The 17,470-nt window shown below is 69.7% G+C and carries 22 protein-coding genes; 4 read left to right on the top strand and 18 right to left on the bottom strand.

The window, feature by feature from the left end:
• Positions 1-236 precede the first annotated feature (236 nt).
• The 3 genes from ABD951_RS08315 to ABD951_RS08305 all read left to right on the top strand — a co-directional run bounded on the left by ABD951_RS08315 (position 237) and on the right by ABD951_RS08305 (position 2,321).
• Positions 237-743 (top strand): nuclear transport factor 2 family protein, encoded by a 507-nt coding sequence (locus ABD951_RS08315; RefSeq protein ID WP_345343939.1) that lies wholly within the window; start codon positions 237-239, stop codon positions 741-743.
• Positions 740-1,591: an SDR family NAD(P)-dependent oxidoreductase gene (locus tag ABD951_RS08310; protein ID WP_345343488.1), complete on the top strand. Its 852-nt coding sequence runs from the start codon at positions 740-742 to the stop codon at positions 1,589-1,591. Before ABD951_RS08315 ends, ABD951_RS08310 begins: the two co-directional genes overlap by 4 nt.
• Before the next feature lie 124 nt (positions 1,592-1,715).
• Positions 1,716-2,321: an FHA domain-containing protein gene (locus ABD951_RS08305; protein ID WP_345343937.1), complete on the top strand. Its 606-nt coding sequence runs from the start codon at positions 1,716-1,718 to the stop codon at positions 2,319-2,321.
• A gap of 1 nt (position 2,322) precedes the next feature.
• Here ABD951_RS08305 and ABD951_RS08300 read toward each other — a convergent pair whose 3' ends face one another.
• The 18 genes from ABD951_RS08300 to ABD951_RS08215 form a co-directional block, all read right to left on the bottom strand.
• Positions 2,323-3,258 carry an alpha/beta fold hydrolase gene (locus tag ABD951_RS08300; RefSeq protein ID WP_425569796.1) on the bottom strand — a complete coding sequence of 312 codons (936 nt, stop codon included), beginning with the start codon at positions 3,256-3,258 and terminating at the stop codon, positions 2,323-2,325.
• Positions 3,259-3,316: 58 nt separating this feature from the next.
• The gene (locus tag ABD951_RS08295) at positions 3,317-3,583 is read right to left on the bottom strand and encodes a hypothetical protein (RefSeq protein WP_345343484.1); all 267 of its coding nucleotides are present in this window, start codon (positions 3,581-3,583) and stop codon (positions 3,317-3,319) included.
• 71 nt (positions 3,584-3,654) lie between these two features.
• Positions 3,655-3,897: a hypothetical protein gene (locus ABD951_RS08290; RefSeq protein WP_345343482.1), complete on the bottom strand. Its 243-nt coding sequence runs from the start codon at positions 3,895-3,897 to the stop codon at positions 3,655-3,657.
• A gap of 38 nt (positions 3,898-3,935) precedes the next feature.
• Positions 3,936-4,370, bottom strand: coding sequence for a hypothetical protein (locus tag ABD951_RS08285; protein WP_345343481.1), 435 nt, complete (start codon positions 4,368-4,370; stop codon positions 3,936-3,938).
• A gap of 299 nt (positions 4,371-4,669) precedes the next feature.
• A complete protein-coding gene (locus tag ABD951_RS08280; RefSeq protein WP_345343479.1) occupies positions 4,670-5,104 on the bottom strand; it encodes a hypothetical protein in 435 nt (144 codons plus the stop codon).
• Positions 5,105-5,236: 132 nt separating this feature from the next.
• Positions 5,237-5,362, bottom strand: coding sequence for a hypothetical protein (locus ABD951_RS08275; RefSeq protein WP_345343477.1), 126 nt, complete (start codon positions 5,360-5,362; stop codon positions 5,237-5,239).
• A gap of 65 nt (positions 5,363-5,427) precedes the next feature.
• Positions 5,428-5,736 carry a hypothetical protein gene (locus ABD951_RS08270; RefSeq protein WP_345343475.1) on the bottom strand — a complete coding sequence of 103 codons (309 nt, stop codon included), beginning with the start codon at positions 5,734-5,736 and terminating at the stop codon, positions 5,428-5,430.
• Positions 5,733-6,050, bottom strand: a complete 318-nt coding sequence (locus ABD951_RS08265; protein ID WP_345343473.1) for a hypothetical protein — start codon at positions 6,048-6,050, stop codon at positions 5,733-5,735. The genes ABD951_RS08270 and ABD951_RS08265 overlap by 4 nt, the downstream gene beginning before the upstream one ends.
• Before the next feature lie 5 nt (positions 6,051-6,055).
• A complete protein-coding gene (locus ABD951_RS08260; RefSeq protein WP_345343471.1) occupies positions 6,056-6,325 on the bottom strand; it encodes an ABC transporter permease family protein in 270 nt (89 codons plus the stop codon).
• A gap of 2 nt (positions 6,326-6,327) precedes the next feature.
• Positions 6,328-7,623, bottom strand: a complete 1,296-nt coding sequence (locus ABD951_RS08255; RefSeq protein WP_345343469.1) for a cytochrome P450 — start codon at positions 7,621-7,623, stop codon at positions 6,328-6,330.
• Positions 7,624-7,660: 37 nt separating this feature from the next.
• Positions 7,661-9,316 (bottom strand): acyl-CoA synthetase, encoded by a 1,656-nt coding sequence (locus ABD951_RS08250; RefSeq protein ID WP_345343467.1) that lies wholly within the window; start codon positions 9,314-9,316, stop codon positions 7,661-7,663.
• A gap of 27 nt (positions 9,317-9,343) precedes the next feature.
• A complete protein-coding gene (locus ABD951_RS08245) occupies positions 9,344-10,603 on the bottom strand; it encodes a hypothetical protein (protein WP_345343935.1) in 1,260 nt (419 codons plus the stop codon).
• A 68-nt stretch (positions 10,604-10,671) separates the two neighbouring features.
• Entirely contained in the window at positions 10,672-11,223 is a 552-nt protein-coding gene (locus ABD951_RS08240) for a YybH family protein (protein WP_345343465.1), read from the bottom strand.
• Between the two features lie 43 nt (positions 11,224-11,266).
• Positions 11,267-11,485 carry a ferredoxin gene (locus tag ABD951_RS08235; protein WP_345343463.1) on the bottom strand — a complete coding sequence of 73 codons (219 nt, stop codon included), beginning with the start codon at positions 11,483-11,485 and terminating at the stop codon, positions 11,267-11,269.
• Between the two features lie 2 nt (positions 11,486-11,487).
• Complete coding sequence (locus ABD951_RS08230; protein WP_345343461.1) at positions 11,488-12,921, bottom strand: cytochrome P450; 1,434 nt, start codon at positions 12,919-12,921, stop codon at positions 11,488-11,490.
• An 11-nt stretch (positions 12,922-12,932) separates the two neighbouring features.
• A complete protein-coding gene (locus ABD951_RS08225) occupies positions 12,933-13,730 on the bottom strand; it encodes an SDR family oxidoreductase (RefSeq protein ID WP_345343459.1) in 798 nt (265 codons plus the stop codon).
• On the bottom strand, positions 13,730-14,962 hold the full coding sequence (locus ABD951_RS08220; protein ID WP_345343457.1) for a cytochrome P450: 1,233 nt from the start codon (positions 14,960-14,962) through the stop codon (positions 13,730-13,732). The genes ABD951_RS08225 and ABD951_RS08220 overlap by 1 nt, the downstream gene beginning before the upstream one ends.
• A 4-nt stretch (positions 14,963-14,966) precedes the next feature.
• Positions 14,967-15,581: a TetR/AcrR family transcriptional regulator gene (locus ABD951_RS08215; protein WP_345343455.1), complete on the bottom strand. Its 615-nt coding sequence runs from the start codon at positions 15,579-15,581 to the stop codon at positions 14,967-14,969.
• A gap of 403 nt (positions 15,582-15,984) precedes the next feature.
• Here ABD951_RS08215 and ABD951_RS08210 point away from each other — a divergent pair, with 403 nt between their 5' ends.
• Complete coding sequence (locus ABD951_RS08210) at positions 15,985-17,457, top strand: aldehyde dehydrogenase (RefSeq protein WP_345343453.1); 1,473 nt, start codon at positions 15,985-15,987, stop codon at positions 17,455-17,457.
• The last annotated feature ends 13 nt before the right edge of the window (positions 17,458-17,470 follow it).

Below are 17,470 nucleotides of genomic sequence, written 5' to 3'. Positions count from 1 at the left end.
TTCCCTCCATGCGGTCCGACGCCCACCCGATCGGAACGCGTCGTCGGTCGGATCCGACCGGCCGGTCCGTTGCTCCTACCGTCTTCTCCCGGTTCCTGGCGGGTTGCGAGTACACGCCTCGCGGTAAACCGGCGCGCGACCACGCCGGTTCGCGCAACCGCACTCTTTCCGCGGAGCGGGAGAACCACCAGCAGTGTGACGAGCGACACTCTAGGGTCGGGTCCGTGACGGACAACATGGACACCGACCTCGCGCGGCGCGTCGACCGCATCGAGCAGGTCGAGGCGATCAAGGCACTCAAGCACCGCTACTGGCGCGCATGTGACGCCAAGGACCCCAAGGAGTTTCGCGCCAGTTTCATCCGCAGCGGCGCCCGCATCGACTACGGCGCGCTCGGTGCGTTCGACGACGTCGAGCCGATGGCAGAGATCTTCACGAAGGTCGCCCTGCACACGGTCGACGGCAAGCACGTCATCTTCGACATGCACCACGGCATGCACCCGGAGATCACGGTGACCGGCCCCGGCACCGCGACCGGGCGCTGGACCCTCCGGTTCCGGCAGGTCAACCTGCTCGACAACACCGAGAAGCTGATGACCGGCGAGTACGACGACGAATACGTCCTCGAGGACGGCGAGTGGAAGATGTCGGTCTGCCGGTTCACCGAGACGTGGGCGATGACCCGCCCACTGCCGGCCGAGACGGTGATCACGGAAGGCGCGTTCGCGGAGGTGGCGCGATGAGCGAGCAGCAGCGGCGCGTCGCGCTGGTGACGGGCGGAAGCCGCAGCGTCGGCAAGGGCATCGCCCTGGCGCTCGGCTCGGACGGCTGGACGGTCTACGTGACCGCGCGCGGCGAGGTCGGCACCGACAGCCCCCTCGACCGGACCGCAGCCGAGATCACCGAGCGCGGCGGCGAGGGCATCGCCGTCCAGTGCGACCACAGCGACGACGCCCAGATCGAGAAGCTCTTCGCCCGGATCGCCGAGGAACAGGGCGGCCGGCTGGACCTGCTGATCAACAACGTGTGGGCGGGCCCGGCCGACGGGTACGCCGGGTTCTCGCAGCCGTTCTGGCAGCGCCCGGTCACCGACTGGGACGCGCTGATCGGCCTCGGTCTGCGCGCGCACTACGTCGCGAGCGTGGAGGCGGCCAAGCTCATGGTCCCGCGCGGCTCCGGGATCATCGGCAACATCTCCTCCTTCGGCACCCGCGGATACCTGCACTCGGTGCTGTACGGGATGTCGAAGGCGGGCCTGGACAAGATGGCCGCCGACATGGCGGTCGAGCTGAAGGGCACCGGGGTCACGGCCCTGAGCTTCTGGCTCGGCCTGATCCGGAACGAGGCGATGATCGCCAGCGGAATGGACAGCTTCGAGGGCTTCTCGCTCGCGGACGCCGAGACCCCCGAGTTCGTCGGTCGGGTGATCGTCGCGCTGGCCAACGACCCGAACATCGAGCAGCGCAGCGGCGACACCCTGATCACCGCGGAGACCGCGCTCGACTACGGCGTCACCGGTGACGACGGCGGTCAGCCGGTCTCGCACCGGGCGCCGTTCGGTGGCGGGCCGCTGTTCGGCAGCGTGCACTGACCCGAGTTCGTCCGCGCCCCGAGCGCCGCCCCGACCGGGGCGGCGCTCGGGGCGCGTCGCCGATCCGGTAGCGCGGACCGGCCCGGAGCGGGACGATGGATCCGTGACCACAGACGGTGTCGAGCTGGCCCGGTTGACGTTGTCGGACGGTCGGGGCGGTCAGGTCCGGTGGGAGCTGACGCCCGACCATCCTCGGGTCACCGTCGGCCGGTCCACCGAGTCGGAGTTGTCACTGCCCGGCGACGACGAGGTCTCTCGGCTGCACGCGGTGCTCGAGTACGTCGGTGGGCACTGGACGATCGTGGACGACGGCCTGTCCCGCAACGGGACGTTCGTCAACGGCGACCGGATCACCGGCCGCCGCCGGCTGCGGCCGGGTGACAGTGTCCGGGTCGGCGGGACGGCGATGACCTACCAGGAGTTCGGCGGCGTCGCCGACGACGCGACGATGGTCGCCGGATCGGTCCCGAACATCCGCATGCTGACCCAGACACAGCGGTCCGTGCTGATCGCCCTGTGCCGGCCGTACAAGCACGGGGCCGCGTTCGCGAATCCGGCATCGAATCAGCAGATCGCCGAGGAGCTGTTCCTCACGGTCGACACCGTGAAGGCGCACCTGCGGACGCTGTTCGGCAAATTCGGTGTCGAGGATCTGCCGCAGAACCAGAAGCGCGTTGCGCTCGCCGAACGGGCCCTGCACAGCGGGTTGGTCACCAGTCACGACCTGTGATTCAGCCGGCAGGGGTCAGGCACCGGACGCCGACGCGGGCGACGAGCGCCTCGATCGCCGCGGCCACCTCGGGTGCTCTTTCGAGGATCACCGAGTGCCCGGCACCCTCCAGCCGGACGAGCTCCGACAACGGCAGCCGCTCGGCGAGTGACGCGGAGTGCGCGAACGGGGTCATCAGATCCGCCGAGCCGCACAGCACCAGTGACGGCACGGTCGACAGCCGCGACACCGCGGCGAACTCGTCGAACCCGACGAACGCCCGCAGGAAGCTGGACATCGTCACCACGGACGTCTCCCCCGCCATCGCCGCGGCGACGGCGAGCACTCGTGGGTCGAGTCGGCGACTGCCCGCGAGCCGCATCAGTGCCGCACCCACCCCGCACCCGGCGCGCTTCGTTCCGGCCGTCGCGCGGGGCGCCCAGCGAACCGCGGCGTGGAACGCGGTCAGCGCGGGACTGCGGAGCATCCGTCCGAGCCCGGCGTCGGCGAGGCCGCCGGCGGCCGTGGCGATCAACGCGACGGCCGCCAGCCTGCTCGACACCAGGGTGGGGTTCTGACGCGCGCACGCCAACGCGGCCATCCCGCCCATCGAATGCCCGATCAGGATCACCGGACCGCTGGGCACGATCGTCGTGATCACCGTGTCGAGGTCACGGCCGAGGCGGTCGATGGTGTAGCTGGCGGGGTCCGCATGCCCGGAGTCCCCGTGCCCGCGGTGGTCGTAGTACACCATCCGCACGTCCGGCCCCCAGGAGCGGGTCAGCTGGTCGTGCAGGGGATTCCACGATTCGGACCGGAGGCAGTGGCCGTGCGCGAACACCGCGGTGATCGGGGCCAGGGACGGTCCGTATTCGCGGACCGCGAGCGGGACGCCGTCGTCCGTGACCACAGTGGCACGGCGACCGGGTACCTGTGTCGACATGGCGTCCCTCCTCATCTCCACCTGGTAGTGGGTCTATCGCCGCGATCGGGCGGTTCCTTACACGTTCGGCGGGTCAGCGTCCGATCGGCAGGCCCAGGCCGAGGCCGGGACCGCCGAGTCCCACCCCGCCCGGTCCGGCGTTGATGCCGCCGGTGGCGATCGGGCCGACGTTCGCGCCGCCGATCGCGACGTTGCCGGAGTTGGCGCCGCCCGGAAATTGGAAGCCGTGCTGATCGCTCGGCGGCGGGGTCTGGGCGGCGGCGATGCCCGCGCCCGCGGTGAGCAGGAGGCCGGCGGCGGCGACGGCGGTGACGGTGCGCCGGACGGTGGTGGTGAGCATTCTTCGGTCCTTTCGATGGGGTGGGCCGGCGCCCGAGTGAGCGCCGGCCCGAGGGGTGTGGCGGGTGGCCGTCAGCAGAAGGGCCAGTAGAACGGGCAGTCGTACGTCTCTTCGGCGGTCGTCGTCGCGGTGGACGCACTCTTGTCGCCGGCGGCCTTGGTACCGCCGTCGTCCTTGTGACCGGTGTCGGTGGTCGAACTGGTCGCGGTCGGGGGGCTGCTGTGCGAGTCCGCGGTGGCGATGCCGGCGGCTCCGACGGCGGCGGCTCCGACGATGGCGAGGGCTGCCACGGTGCGTTCGATCGTTCTGAACATGAATCCTGTGCCTTCTTCGAAGTCGGAGGTCCCACCGATCAGCAGAAGAACCAGACGAAGCCGCAGTTGTCCTCGTTCGTGGTCGTCGTCGTCGTGGTGTTCGTGGTCGGGTTGTTGGTCCCGCCGGCTCCACCGCCGCCACCGGCACCACCCGCACCACCGGTCGCATTGCCGGTGGTCGCGTTGCCGCTGTTGCCACCGATCGCACCGCCACCGTTACCGGCCGACACCGGACCCTGGTTTCCGCCACCGATGTTCACGCCGCCGATCGCGACATTGCCCGAACCGCCCGCACCACCGGTCGCATTGCCGCCGGGACCCGAGGTCGCATTCCCGGACTGGGCACTACCGCCCGCACCACCCGGGGCACCGGCCCCGCCGTTGGCGTCCGCTGACGCGATACCGGCACCGCCGGCGACTGCGAAGGCGGCGATCGCCGCGGTGGCCAGAACTCGCTTGATGGTGATCGACATGGTGTTCTCCTTGCGGTGAGGGGATTGGGTTGGTCTTGCTTGCTGACATCAAGACTCCGCCACCACGCCCCACCCCGACAGACACCCCAGGTGGAATGCCTCCCCCACCCCCGCCCGGTCGCCACCGGCACGGCCGGCACGGGCGCGCGGCCGCGCCCGACCGCGCTCGCACGCCCTGATCGACTGCGGCACAGCGAAATCCACGTACACAACGCGCAGACCGGTGCCCCGGGACCGGCCGACCCGCACGGGGTCGATCGGCCACCGGGGCACCGGTGCGGTGATGCAGTTGACGTCGGTCAGCAGAACGGCCACACGAAGTCGCAGTTGTCCTCGTTCGTGGTCGTCGTCGTCGTGGTGTTCGTGGTCGGGTTGTTGGTCCCGCCGGCTCCACCGCCGCCACCGGCACCACCCGCACCACCGGTCGCATTGCCGGTGGTCGCGTTGCCGCTGTCGCCACCGATCGCACCGCCACCGTTACCGGCCGAGACCGGACCCTGGTTTCCGCCACCGATGTTCACGCCGCCGATCGCGACGTTGCCCGAACCGCCCGCACCACCGGTCGCATTGCCGCCGGGACCCGAGGTCGCATTCCCGGACTGGGCACTACCGCCCGCACCACCCGGGGCACCGGCCCCGCCGTTGGCGTCCGCTGACGCGATACCGGCACCGCCGGCGACTGCGAAGGCGGCGATCGCCGCGGTGGCCAGAACTCGCTTGATGGTGATCGACATGGTGTTCTCCTTGCGGTGGGGGGGATTGGGTTGGTCTTGCTTGCTGACATCAAGACTCCGCCACCACGCCCCACCCCGACAGACACCCCAGGTGGAAGGTCTCCCCACCCCGGATCGAATGTGAGTCGGCGCCTACACCGGGGCGAGTTCGCCTATCTGCCACCGGCCGTCGACGAGGTCGAGCCCGACCTCGACCCGGCTGGTGGTGCTGGCGGGCGTCGGCCGCGCGGTGGAGGTGGTGATCTGGTCGACGAACATCAAAACCCGGACGTGATCTCTTGTCCCGCTGCGGAATCCGACATCCACAACTCGGGACCGCGTACTCACTCCGGATTCTTTCGACTGCGGTACAACAGTTTTCGCCGCATATTCGACGAACTGATCGTGAAACTCGCCGGTGGTGGCCTGCGCGGCTCTTGCCACGTCCGCGTCGACCGTCCGGGGGGGGTGTAGCTGAGCACGTCCTCGACCAGCGCCGGTCCCGCTGCGAGAGCGTCGACGCGGGCGGCCTCTTCCGCCGCGGCGTCCCGGTTGATCCAGGACAGCATCGCGAACGCGGCCGCCAGCACCGCGACGAGCAGTGCGCACACCACCACGCGAGCCGGCCGCGTCGTCCCGCCGCGCGCGGTCACGGCACGAACTCGACGTTCGACATCAGCAAGCGGCCGTCGACATCGTCGACGGTGACGCGCAGCCGGTAGTTCCGCGGCGTGGCGGTCGGACCGGCGGCGTTCGTGACGGCGCCGGAGGCCGCGACGAGGACGACGCCCCCTCCCCCGCTCTCGCTCGCCAGCGCGGCGGAGTCGACGCGTCCGTCGGCGTTGACCGCCGCATCCCGGATCGCCTGCACGACACCGGATCCGCTGTCGGAGAGCTCGCCGGCGAATCGACCGGTGGTCAGCTCGCTGAGCCGGTCGAGGTCGGCGTCAACGGTGTCGGTGTGCATGTCGATCAACGCGAGCGCCCCGGTGGCGGCGGCGTCGACGAGCGCCTGTCGGTGCTCGTCCCGACGGTGAACGGCACGGCCACCAGGACGGTCGGGACGATCGACACCCGGGCGATCATCCAGCTCTGTTCGAGGAACTCCTGGATCTGGAACCGGGTGCGCACCACCCCGACTGCGACGTCGGCGGCCATCCGGTAGAACTGGCCGAGCCCGCGCAGCGGATCGCGCACGGCCACCGCGGCGGAACGTCCCGCCGACCCCGTCCGCGTGGCCATGGTCAGTGCACCACCGGACACTCGCCGGTCGCCGTGGGGACCGGCGGCGTCACCGGACAGCCGTAGTCGACCTGGAGTTCCTTGACGCCGTTGATCCACCCGGACTGCAGGCGCCGCGGGTCGCCGAGCACGCCGATGTCCGGCATGCGGTCGGCGATCTTGTTGAAGATCAGGTCGATCTCCATGCGGGCCAGGTTCGCCCCGATGCAGTAGTGCGGACCCGTGCCGCCGAACGCGAGGTGCGGGTTCGGATCCCGCAGGATGTCGAACGTGGTGGGGTTCGCGAAGACCTCCTCGTCGAAGTTCGCGGACCCATACAGCAGGACCACACGCTGTCCCTTCGCGATCGGGGTGCCCGCGATGTCGGTGTCGACGAGTGCGGTGCGCTGCTGCGAGATCAACGGGGACGCCCAGCGGATGATCTCGTCGGCCGCCGTCGCGGGCCGCTCCCGCTTGTAGAGCTCCCACTGCTCGGGGTGCTCCAGGAACGCGATCATTCCGAGAGTGGTTGCGTTGCGCGTGGTCTCGTTTCCCGCGACGGCGAGCATGATGACGAAGAAGCCGAACTGCTCCGGGGTCAGCGCCTGCCCGTCGACGTCGGCGTGCACCAGCTTCGAGATGATGTCGTCGAGTGGCTCGGCGCGCCGCGCCTCGGCCAGTTCGTAGGCGTAGCCCAGGATCTGCGCCGAGGCCATGCGCGACGCGCCGGCGAGCGTCTCGTCGTCGTACCCGGTCATCTGGTTCGACCACTCGAACAGCTGCTGGCGGGCCTCGGCGGGAACTCCGAGCAGCTCCGAGATCGCCTGCATCGGAAGCTCGCTGGCGACCTGGTGGACGAAGTCGCCGGTGCCGTTCGAGACCGCGGCGGAGGTGATCCGGTCGGCCCGCTCCGCCAGCTCCTCTCGCATCGACTCCACCGAACGGGGCGTGAACAGGCGCGAGACCAGCTTGCGCAGCTGGGTGTGCTCGGGTGCGTCCTTGTTGATCAGGACGTTCTTGGTCACCTCGAGCTCCTCCGGCGAGATGGTCTCCTCGTGACGGGGGATGGCGCCGTTCGCGTTGCTGGAGAAGTCGTCGGGCCGCAGGGACACGTCGCGGATGTCGGCGTGCCGGGAGACCACCCAGAACCCGTCGTCGGGAAAACCGTCGACGCCCGGGGGCTTCGCGTTCCACCAGACCGGCGCACACCTGCGCAGCGTCGCGTATTCCTCGAACGGCACCCGCTGCCCGTGCAGCTGCGGATCGGTGAAGTCGAACCCCGCCGGTAGGTCGAGCTCGGGGCTGTCGGTGTCGGCCATGTGCACTGAACTCCTCGGGTGACCGGCGCGCGGACGCCTAGTCGATGCGATGGGTGGGGCTGTTCGCCTCCGCATGGCGCTTGGCCCACCCGTAGTCGGGCTTGCCGCTGGGCGTGCGCACCACCTCGGGTGTCATCCAGAAGGTGCGGGGGATCTTGTAGCCGGCGAGCCGGCTTCGGGTGTGCTTCTCGACGGACTCGAAGTCCGGGGTGACACCGGGGCGGGCGCACAGCACCGCCGCGACCCGGCTGCCCCAGCGCTCGTCGGGGACACCGATCACGATCGCGTCGTAGACGTCGGGGTGCGCCTTGACGACGGCCTCGACCTCCTCGGCGAACACCTTCTCGCCGCCGGTGTTGACGACCATGTCGCCGCGGCCGAGCAGGGTGATCGAGCCGTCGTCCTCGATCCGGGCTCGGTCGCCGGTGACCACCGCCCGCTGGGTCGGGCCCCCGGGGTGGTCCGCAGGCAGTCCGGTCACCGTGCGGAAGATCTCCGCGGTCCGGTCCGGGTCGTTGTAGTAGCCGATCGGGACGTTGCCGAGCTTGGCGAGCCGGCCCTCGCCACCGGAACCCGGCGCCAACGCCCGGTTCTCGTCGTCGACGACCACCGAGTACTTGTTTCCGGACACCCTCGGTCCGCCGTGCTGTTCGAAACCCTTGGTCGCAAATCCGATTCCCCCGAAACCGGTTTCGGAGGATCCGACCGAGTCGGAGATCATCAGGTTCGGCATCGCGTCGAAGAAGGCGTCCTTGACCGCCGCCGAGAACAGCGCGGCACCGGACGCGACGACGCCGAGACTCGACGTGTCCCGGTCCTGTTCCCGGAAGGACTCCACCAGCGGACGGCCCATCGCGTCACCGGTGATGACCATGACCTGCGCCCGGTGCCGTGCGACGCTCTCCCAGACACGGTCGGCGTCGAACGTCGGGTGCATGATCACCGTGTTCCCGGAGAACAGGGCGTTGAAGGTCGGCATCATCGCCGAGGTGTGGATCAGTGGCGGCAGCATCACCCACCGCATCGCCTCCCCCGCGGCCACCCCGTTCCGGGACTGCTGGTACTCGTCGGCGATCGGTTCGCCGGTGTAGAAGTCGATGCCGCCGGCGAGCACCCGCCAGATGTCCTCGTGCCGCCACACGACGCCCTTGGGCCGGCCGGTGGTGCCGCCGGTGTAGAAGACGTAGAGGTCGTCGGGACGTCGCTCCCCGAAGCCCCGACCGGGATCTCCCGCGGCCAGGACGTCCTCGTACCGCACCGCGCCGGGGATCTCCACCTCGTCCCAGCTCGCCAGTACGTCGGGGACCGAGATCAGGTGCCGGATCCGGGGCACCGCGGGAAGGACGTCGGCGATCCGGTCCGCGAAGCCGCGGTGGAAGACCAGCGCCTCGAGGTCGGCGTTGTCGTACAGGTACCGCAGCTCGTCGGCGGTGTAGCGGAAGTTGACGGTCAACGGCACCGCGCGGATCTTGAAGGCCGCGATGATCGCGACCATCGTCTCGATCGCGTTGTGCATGTGGATGCCGATGTGGGCGCCCACGCCGAAACCCGCATCCTCGAGGTGGTGCGCGAGCCGGTTGGCCTGCTCGTCGAGCTCGCGATAGGTGACTTCCTCGGCGGAGACGATCATCGCGAGGCGGTCGGGCATTGCGTCCACCGAATGTTCGAACAGGTCCGCGAACGTGTAGGCCATGCGAATGTCCTTTGGCTGTGTGGCCGCTCAGACTACATAGAGCGGCAACGGAATTCCGCGATCTTTGAAAACGAATGCGGCACCGGTGCTCACCTTGGTGATCGCCACCTCGACGCACTCCGGAGCCGGCTCCGCGGTGCGGTCGACGGCCACCGTCAGTCCCGCCGCGTCCTCGCCGACCACTCGCACCGTGAAGTGCGGATTCACGCCGCGGACCAGCGCCTGCAGCGCGTCGAGGTGCTCGCCGTCGATCAGCGCCGGCCAGCCGCCGTCGGCATCGACCAGTCCGTCACGGCCGAGCCACAGTTCGAGGCGCTGCCCATCCAGTCGAACCTCGTTGTGCACGTATTGTTTCGGACTGAGCAGCGGATGCAGGGACAGCACGGTCGCCAGGCCCTCGAGATCGTCGGGCAGCCCGAGCGCGTCCCGGATTCGTTGCGCGGCCACACCGGCGATGCCGGTGAGCTGCTTGCGGGTGATCTCGCGCGCCTTGCCCTCGTCGACCCGCTTGCGGACCGCGATCAGGAAACCGAGCGCCAGCAGGTGGTGCTGCAGGCACACCTCCTCGGCGATCCGCACCAGCGCGGACCGGGAGAAGTCCCCGAACCGCACGTCCGAGAGCAGCGGCCCGGAGTAGTCGTCGGCACCCCCTCCACCGGTCTCGATCGGACTGAGCTCGACCGACACCGCTGCGGTCCGGCCGATCTGCGCGGTGTGCGGCGCCGTGACCGGAGGCACGTGCGCGTCGTCGATGGTCACCGTCCAGGCGCAGTGCGGGTGCCGGTCCGCCGGCCGGCGCGGCGGCCGGTGGACCGGCCGCACCTGTGCGTGCGGGTTGGTGGCCAGAGCGGTCGCGTCGAACGTCGGGTCCTCGATGTCGTGGCACATCGCGGTGACGTACTCGTCGCCGAGCGGTTCGACGTCCATCAGCGCGCCGCAGTGGTCGAGCCGGAACTCCCCGTGCTGCGGGTCGTCGACACGGTAGCGGAAGTCCATGAACTGCGGCGGCGCACCGATGTCGAGCTGCAGGCCCTTGAAGATGGTCACCACGTCGTCGCCCTCGTACCGCAGCGCCTTCTGCATCCGCCGGGTGTACCAGGGGCTCGACGCCTGCCACTCCTCGATCGCGACCTGCGTCATCCCCTCACGGCCGAATTCGCCGATCAGGTGGGCCATGCCGGATCGGTCGATCAGCTGACCGCACAGCAGCAGTTCCGGCACCAGGGTCGCGAGGTCGGTACGGGAGAGCGCCGCGAACGAGCGGGCCGGCTGGCGCTCGGTGCTCATCGACGGCTCCGCCTCGGTGCTCATCGACGGCTCCGCCTCGGTGCTCATCGACGGCTCCGCCTCGGCGCTCACCACAGCGGGACCGGTTCCTGGCCGGCCGGGTACCAGCCCGGGAGCTTCTCGCCGGAGACGGACCGCTGGATGCGGGCCTGCATGCCCGTCGACAGCGCGTTGTTCTGGATCATCTCCACGAACAGCGCCGACACGTTGCCGAAGTCGAAGAAGTCCCGCTGCCACGACCACTGGAAGTTGCCGCCGTAGCGGAACCAGCTGCCCCCGATGCCGTACACCGAGTAGGCGGTTCCGTCCGGGCGGGTGGCGTCGGAGACCTGCTTCCACAGCCCGATCACGCTGCCGCTGCGCTCGTCGACGACGAACTCCTGGTACGGGTACTGCCAGCCCTCGAGCCCCTCCATCTCGAGGCCGAGCGCGACGGAGCGGATCTCCTCGCGCCCGACCGCCATGAAGTCCTGCTTCGGACCGTAGTTCCAGCCGTAGGTCGCGTCCTCGGTGTACATGTCCGCCAACGGTTTCCAGTCACCGGCGGACTCCGCCTTCCTGTTCGCGTCCACCCACCGCTCGACCATCTCGTCGAGCTCGGCGCGGTCGAATCCGGTCATCGTCACTCCTCGAATGTCTGTGGTGTGGGTCGGTCTCGGGTGGTCAGTCTTCGCTGGACGGCGGTGCCGTCGTTTCGATCAGGCGCAGCGCCCGGGTCGGGCAGTAGCGGACGGCGTTCTCCACGTCTGCCCGCAGCGACTCGGGCGGGTGCGGCTCGAGGATCGTCACCGTGCCGCGCTTCGGGACGGTGAACACGTCCGGCGCCTCCATCTCGCAGGCGGCGTGCCCCTGGCACAGGTCGAGATCGGCTTCGACGCGCATCGTCACGCCTCGCTCGCGGTGTGGTCGACCGGACAGCCGGTCGGTGCGGCGGCGACACCGACACCGGCGCCGGCGGTCCCGGCGCGAGCGGCGCGTCTGCGGTAGCGCACCCGGCACGGCTGCTGCAGCTGCACGACCATCTTGCTGTGGTCGTTCCGGTAGCTGTCCGCGGGCTGCGCCATCTCGAACTCGTAGTCCCGCAACAGGATCGAGAAGATCGCCTTGAGTTGCATCTGCGCGAACGCGGCACCGACGCAGCGGTGGCGCCCGGCCCCGAACGGGATCCACGTCCACCGGTTGACGATGTCCTCCTGGTTCGGGTCGATGTAGCGGCCCGGGTCGAACGTGTCGGGGTCCGGGAAGTCCTCCGGGATCCGGTTCGAGATCGCCGGGGTCGCGGCGACCAGGTTGCCCTCGTCGATCGCGAAGCCGCCGACCTCGAAGTCGCCGCGCGCGACCCGCAGCAGGATGATCAGCGGCGGGTGCAGGCGGAGCGACTCCTTGATCACCGCCTCGAGCACCGGGATCTGCCGCAGGGCGTGGAAGCTGATGTCCGCGCCGTCCGAGTACAACTCGTCGAGTTCGGTCGTCACCCGCGCCTTCGCGTCCGGATGGCGCAGCAGCTCGATCAGGGACCACGCGGCGGTGCCGGACGTGGTGTGGTGGCCGGCGAACATCATCGAGATGAAGATGCCGGTGATCTCGTCGGCGGTGAACCGCAGGGTGCCGTCCTCGTCCCGGATGGACACCAGGACGTCGAGCATGTCGCGGTCCGCCTTGCCGCGGGGCGGGTTCGCGATCCGGCCGTTCATGATGCCCTGGACGAGCTCGACGAGCGCGAGCCGAGCCGCGTCACGACGCCGGAAGCTCTCGATCGGCGCGTACGGGTCGACGAACGCGATCGCGTCCGTTCCCTGTTCGAGCTCGTGGTAGAGCCGGGCGAACCGGTCGTCGAGCTCGTCGCGGAACTTCTTGCCGATCAGGCAGGCCGACGACGTGTAGATGGTCAGTTCGGCGAAGAACTCGAGGAGGTCGATCTCGCCCTCGTCGCCCCAGTCGGCGACCATGTTCTCGACCTCGACGCCGATCGTGGTCGCGTGCCCCTTCATCTGCTCGCCCCGCAGCGCGGAGTTGTGCAGCATCTCCTTGCGGCGTTCCGGGCTGGCGTCGAACACCACGCCCTCGCCGAAGATCGGCTTCATGAACGGGTACGCGGCCTGCTGGTCGAGATCCTCGTCGTCGGAGCGGAAGAAGAACTCGTTGGCCTCGGCCCCGGAGAGCAGCACCACGTCGCGGTCGGCGAGGCGGAAGACGCCGACGTCGCCGCACTCGTCCCGGACCCGGCGCATCAGCGCGATCGGATCGGTGCGCAGCTCCTCGAGGTGCCCGTGCTCGTGTTCGCCGCCGGACACGCGGGGTGGATGGGGAAGGGGCATCGGGATCACCGTCACTTCGTGTCGGGGGTCGGAAGGGGCGTCAGAGGCGCCTCCGGCTGGGCCTCGACGAGGACCAGGTGCACGCCGCGCGGCGCGGTCACCACCGCGACGACCGCGTTCGCGAGGTCCGAGGCCCGCAGGAAGTAGCCGTGCCGAGCGAAACCCCACTTGGTCCACAGCTCGGCGACCGGGGCCAGGGTCTCCGGGGTCGCATCCATGCCCATGCCGGTGAACGTGGGACCCGGTCGTACGATCGACGCCCGAATTCCGGTGCCCTCGAGTTCCATTCGCATCTGCCGCCCCATCGCCTCGAGGCCGGCCTTGGCGGCGTCGTAGGCCCCCATTCCCGGACGCTGCCGGTCGGCACAGTCGGACCCGATCAGCACGAAGTCGCCGCGGCGGCGCTCCCGCATCCCCGGCAGCACCCGGTGCGCGAGTCGCTGCGCCCCGACCAGGTGCACGTCGATCTGCGTGGCGAAGCGCACGGGGTCCATCCGGTCGGCCTCACCGAACTCGAGGTCGCCGGCACCGGAGACGACGATCTCCGCGGGACCCAGTGCCGCCTCGGAGGCGGTGACGAAGGCGTCGACGGAGTCGGTGTCGGTGACGTCGAGGAAGTGCGCGAACGCCTCTCCCCCGTTGCCGCGGATCTTCTCGGCGATCTCCGCGGACTTCTCGACCCGCCGGGCACCGAGAGCGACCGGATGGCCGAGCTCGGCGAGCGCGTAGGCGGTCGCCTCACCGATTCCGGAGGAGGCGCCGCTGATCAGCGTCGGCCGACGGTCGGGGTTGGGTTCGAAACGGGGCATCAGCGCACCTGCACCTTCACCGGCAGGGCGGCGAAGCCCCGCACGTTGGTCGAATGGACACGTTCGATTCCGGATTCGTCGACCTCGTATCCGCGGACGAGCCTGGCGAACTCGGTGAGCGCGACGTTCGCCTCGAGCCGCGCGAGGTGAGCGCCGAGGCAGAAGTGCACGCCGCCACCGAAACTCGCGATCTTGTTCGTGCTGTCGCGGCCGATCTGGAACTCGTCCGCGTCCTCGAACACCTCGCCGTCCCGGTTCGCGGAGCCGATCAGCAGGAGCATCTTCTCCCCCGCAGGCACGGTCCGCCCGTGGTATTCGACGTCGACGGCCGTGGTGCGGGCGACGATCTGGCTGGAGGTGTCGAATCGCAGCGTCTCCTCGACCCAGTCCGGCACCCGGTCGGGGTCACCGAGCACCCCGGCGACCTGGTCGGGATGGCGTCCGCCCCAGTACAGGGCGTTGCCGAGCAGCTTCGTCGTCGTCTCGTTGCCTGCGACGACCATCAGGAACATGAACGCGAGGATCTCCTGGTCGGAGAGCTTGTCGCCGTCGATCTCCGCGTCGAGCAGCGCCGAGGTCAGGTCCTCGGTACGCGAGCGGCGACGCTGCTCGATCATGTCCTTGTAGTAGCCCATCAGGCTGATCGACGCCGCCACGGACGCCTGCGGGACGTCGAGGACACCGTCCTCGCGATGCACGACCAGGTCCGCGAGCCGGCGCAGCTCGGCGCGATCCGGCCCCGGCACGCCCATCAGCTCGGAGATCACGTCCATCGGCAGCTTGCCGGCGACCTCGGCGATCCAGTCGAACTCGCCCGCCGCCAGCGCCGGATCCAGGTACTGCCGGGTGAGTTCGAGGATCCGGCCGTCGAGCTCGCCGACGCGACGCGGCGTGAACCCGCGCGAGACCAACTGCCGCAGGCGCATGTGCCGCGGGTCGTCCATCGCCAGGAAGGACATCACCAGGTGGGCGTGCGGACCGTAGGCGGCCGGGTCCAGCGAGACGCCGTTGGCACTGGACAACCGCGTGTTGTCCTTGAACGCCTCCTGCACGTCCGCGTGCCGCGACAAGGCCCAGAACCCGATCTCCGGGTTGTGGTACAGCGGCGCCTCCGCACGCAGCCGCGCGTAGGTCGGGTACGGGTCCTCGTGGAAGGCGTAGTCGTACGGGTTGAAGACCACCGGGTCGATCAGGGTCTCGCCTCGGGTCGTGCCACCGGTCGAGTCCAGCATGTGATCACTCCAATATCATTGTGGCGGAACGCTCCAGCCGATCAGCCAGGTCCGCGTAGGACCCGTAGCCCATGCCGGCTCGGAGCAACGCTCCGGCGTAGAGAAGTTCGAGGGTCTCGAGGACGTCGGGGTCGGCATTGCCACCCAGCGCGTCCTCGAGGCGCTCCCGGATCTCGAGCCCGATGCGCACGCGCAGGTGCTCGACGTCGGGGTCGCTGCCGAGCAGCGCATTGGTGACCGCACCCGACAGTCCGGGTTCGTCGGCGAGCAGCAGGGCGATGTCCCGCAGCACCGCGACCACCCGGCCGGTGCGGTCGTGTCCGTCGGTGTCCGGCCGCGGCGACTGCGACAGTCGCCGCCAGAACACCTCCGCGACCAGATGTTCCTTGGACGAGAAGTAGGTGTACGCCGTAGCCGGGCCGACACCGGCACGTGCCGCGACGGTGCGCACCGTCAGACCGGCGAAGTCCTCCTCCCGCAGGACGTCCACCGCGGCCGCACACAGCCGGTCCACGGTCTCGGCCTGCTTCGGCGTCAGGCGCCGGCGCGTGGACTCGAAACTGCGACCGGAAACACCGCGACCGGAAACGCCGGGACTGGAGACATGATCACTAGACACGTGTCCAGACATTACTACAGTTTCTCGTCCGGAACCATCCTTCCGGGCCGGATCCCGGATCGCGTGACGTGCCATAGCCGCTGGTCAGCAGGGCTCGCGCCCTACCGGTCCGATCCCGCACGGGGCGGCCGGACGGTCCCGGCCGCGCCACTCGATCGACCCATGACGACACTCCCTTCGATCCAGCGAACAGGGAAACGAGATACGCACCCGACCCGCAGCCCGGAGGTTCGATCCCCCGGGGCGTCGGGGCGGTGCCCACAGTAGGCACAGCGGCCGCGGTTTGTCGAGAACCGAACCGAATTCTCTTACGCCCGAAACCCATTGCGTGTGACATCTGTGCGAACTATAGTCCAGACACCTGTCCAGAAGCCCTGTTTCGCGCACTGAGGAAGGCTCGCGCATGACGCTTCGACCTGCCGACAGCTCGGCACTGCTCGTCGACGGCAAGCTGGTTCCCGGCACCGGCGGCACCTTCGAGATCGTCAATCCCGCAACCGAGGACGTGATCGGCCGCGCGGCCGAGGCGACCGCCGCGGACATGGATGCCGCGATCGCGGCGGCCCGCCGCGCGTTCGACACCACCGACTGGTCCCGCGACCACGCGTTCCGCGCCCGCTGCCTGCGCCAGCTGTGCGATGCCCTCCAGTCCCACATCGAGGAGCTGCGCGAGATCACGATCGCCGAGGTCGGCGCGCCGGCGATGCTCACCGCCGGACCCCAGCTCGAGGGCCCGATCGAGGACCTGCGCTATTGGGCCGGTCTCGCCGAGAGTTACTCGTGGGAAGACGATCTCGGGAACGCCACGCCGATGGGCATTCCCACCCACCGCCGCCTGCTCAAGGAAGCGGTCGGCGTCGTCGGCGCGATCACCCCGTGGAACTTTCCCCACCAGATCAACTTCGCGAAGCTGGGCCCCGCGCTCGCGGCGGGCAACACGATCGTGCTCAAACCCGCCCCCGACACCCCCTGGTGCGCGGCGCTGGTCGGTCGGGTGATCGCCGAGGAGACCGAGATCCCGGCCGGGGTCGTCAACGTCGTCACCTCCACCGATCACTCGCTCGGTGAGCAACTGTGCCGCGACCCGCGGGTCGACCTGATCTCGTTCACCGGGTCGACGGCCACCGGCCGGACGGTGATGGCCGCGGCGTCCGAGACGCTGAAGAAGGTCTTCCTCGAACTCGGCGGCAAGTCCGCGTTCATCGTCCTCGACGACACCGACCTCACGGCCGCCTGCTCGGTGGCCGCGTTCTCGGTGTCGGTGCACGCCGGCCAGGGCTGCGCACTGAGCACGCGACTGTTGGTGCCACGGGAGCGGTACGACGAGGCGGTCGCCGCCGCGGCGGCCGCGATGGCCGGCGTCCGGGTCGGCGATCCCACCCGGTCCGGAACCGTCTGCGGCCCGCTGATCTCGGCGAGACAACGCGACCGCGTCGAGGGGTACCTGGCGTTGGCGATCGAGGAGGGCGGCACGTTCGTCACCGGCGGCGGCCGCCCCGAGGGCCAGGAACGCGGATTCTTCGTCCAGCCGACTCTCGTTGCCGGCCTGGACAACTCGTCCCGCGTCGCGCAGGAGGAGATCTTCGGCCCGGTTCTGGTGATCCTTCCTCACGACGGGGACGAGGACGCGATCCGGATCGCCAACGACTCGCCGTACGGCCTGTCCGGGACGGTGTGGGGCACCGACCCCGACCGCGTCGAACACGTGGTCCGCGGGGTGCGCACCGGCACCCTCGGCGTCAACGGCGGCCTCTGGTACTCGGCCGACGCCCCGTTCGGCGGCTACAAGCAGTCCGGCATCGGCCGGGAGATGGGCGTCGCGGGCTTCGAGGAGTACCTCGAGACCAAGCTCGTCGCCGGCCCGGCCGCCTCCTAGCGCTCGACTCGAC

Origin of the sequence: Rhodococcus olei (assembly GCF_039540555.1) — a bacterium.
Classification (GTDB): Bacteria; Actinomycetota; Actinomycetes; order Mycobacteriales; family Mycobacteriaceae; genus Rhodococcus_G; species Rhodococcus_G olei.
Note: the sequence above shows the minus strand (reverse complement) of the source record. Positions and strands in the feature narration are given on the sequence as shown.